Source organism: Vogesella perlucida (genome assembly GCF_979366545.1).
Genome location: NZ_CEETRO010000038.1, coordinates 1 through 546, shown reverse-complemented (window position 1 = coordinate 546; position 546 = coordinate 1). Strand labels below are relative to the sequence as shown.

The following is a 546-nucleotide window of genomic DNA, read 5'->3' as shown; positions in this document are numbered from 1 at the left end:
CGTGGTAGGGGAGCGTTCTGTAGGTCTGTGAAGGTGGTGGTGTAAACCCTGCTGGAGATATCAGAAGTGCGAATGCTGACATGAGTAGCGATAAAGCGGGTGAAAAGCCCGCTCGCCGAAAGCCCAAGGTTTCCTACGCAACGTTCATCGGCGTAGGGTGAGTCGGCCCCTAAGGCGAGGCTGAAAAGCGTAGTCGATGGGAAACGGGTTAATATTCCCGTACTTTTATGCAGTGCGATGTGGGGACGGAGAAGGTTAGGTTAGCGGCCTGTTGGAATAGGTCGTTTAAGCCGGTAGGCTGGTGCGGTAGGCAAATCCGCTGCACCTTAAGGCCGAGAGGTGATGACGAGGGTCTACGGACCTGAAGTAACTGATACCACGCTTCCAGGAAAAGCCACTAAGCTTCAGCTGCATAAGAACCGTACCGCAAACCGACACAGGTGGGCAGGATGAGAATTCTAAGGCGCTTGAGAGAACTCAGGAGAAGGAACTCGGCAAATTGACACCGTAACTTCGGGAGAAGGTGTGCCTCTGTTGGTGTAGGAC

At 53.7% G+C, this 546-nt stretch carries 1 rRNA gene; it reads left to right on the top strand.

The window, feature by feature from the left end:
* Positions 1 to 546: ribosomal RNA gene (locus tag ACZ9XP_RS17785) — 23S ribosomal RNA — on the top strand; the annotation flags it as partial.